This is a genomic window from Bacillus sp. JJ1764, assembly GCF_036962145.1.
Lineage (GTDB): Bacteria > Bacillota > Bacilli > Bacillales > Cytobacillaceae > Neobacillus.
This window is the reverse complement of sequence record NZ_JBALNY010000067.1, coordinates 1-1,130: the sequence shown is the minus strand read 5'-3', so window position 1 is coordinate 1,130 and position 1,130 is coordinate 1. Positions and strand designations below refer to the sequence as shown.

The following is a 1,130-nucleotide window of genomic DNA, read 5'->3' as shown; positions in this document are numbered from 1 at the left end:
ACATGGTTGGTACACCTGACATTTGGAACGGCTTTTCTGTTTTGACGATTTCCATAACTTCCTTTGGATCAAATCGAGGTAATACAATTTGATTAGCGCCTTCACGGATTCCACACAACGCCACACTAGAGAGGCCGTAGACATGGAACATTGGGAGGACGGTGATCATTTTAAAATCTTCAGGCTTGTTATCACATGCTTTATAAGCAAAATCACAAACCATATTAAAATTAGATAATAGATTGCTATGAGTCAACATAACACCTTTAGAGAGGCCTGTTGTTCCTCCGGTATACTGTAAAATGGCAACGTCTTCATCTCGATCAATGTCGATATGAGGAATTTGGATTTGTTGATCAAGGAATTGATCAAAATATACATCACCTTCCGGTAAACTGACTCTTTCTCCACCGAAGCTGACAACAATAATTTTTTTAAGAGAAGTATTCGTTTGAATTTTTTTTACTTTTGAATAAAGCGCATCAAGCACTATCATATACTCTGCACCTGAATCATTTAATACGTGCTCTATTTCTCTTTCCACGTACATCGGATTCACTTGTACAGCGATTCCGCCCAATCGAAAAATGGCAAATAAGGAGAAAATATAATGAGGAGAATTAGGCAACATAATTGCCAAACGATCACCTTTTATGAATCCTGATTTATGTAATGCTGACGCCAACTGATTTGTAATAGCCAAGGTATCGTTATAAGTAATTTCCCTTCCGAAAAAGGTAAAGGCAGGTTTCGTATTGTAACGGTTTACTGCATCTTCAAGGAAATTATAAAGGGAATTATGTTCGATACTTACATGTTCAGTAATTCTTGGATCATAAAACTTTAGCCACGGCTTTTGCTGATAAACCATAAAACTCGATGCCTCCCAATAATAATTTAAAATTAATATTCCAAATTCACAGGATGCAATCGTTCTTGTTGTAAGTCTTGTCAAAACTATTAGAATATTAATATAATTTTAATTATTGTAGGAAAATGTAGATTTGTAAACCCTTCCTTCTCGACAAATTCCTCCATCTATTCTCAAATATTCGTTTGTAAATATTACCAAATATTAAACAATGTTCCAACCTAACCAGCTTTATTCCACAGAAAAAACCCAAGGGAAA

The 1,130-nt window shown here is 35.1% G+C and carries 1 protein-coding gene; it reads right to left on the bottom strand.

Annotated features, from left to right (window positions below; translation table 11 throughout):
• The coding region (locus V7083_RS11305) for an AMP-binding protein (protein ID WP_335477722.1) at positions 1-871 on the bottom strand (871 nt) is incomplete at its 3' end.
• Between the last annotated feature and the right edge of the window lie 259 nt (positions 872-1,130).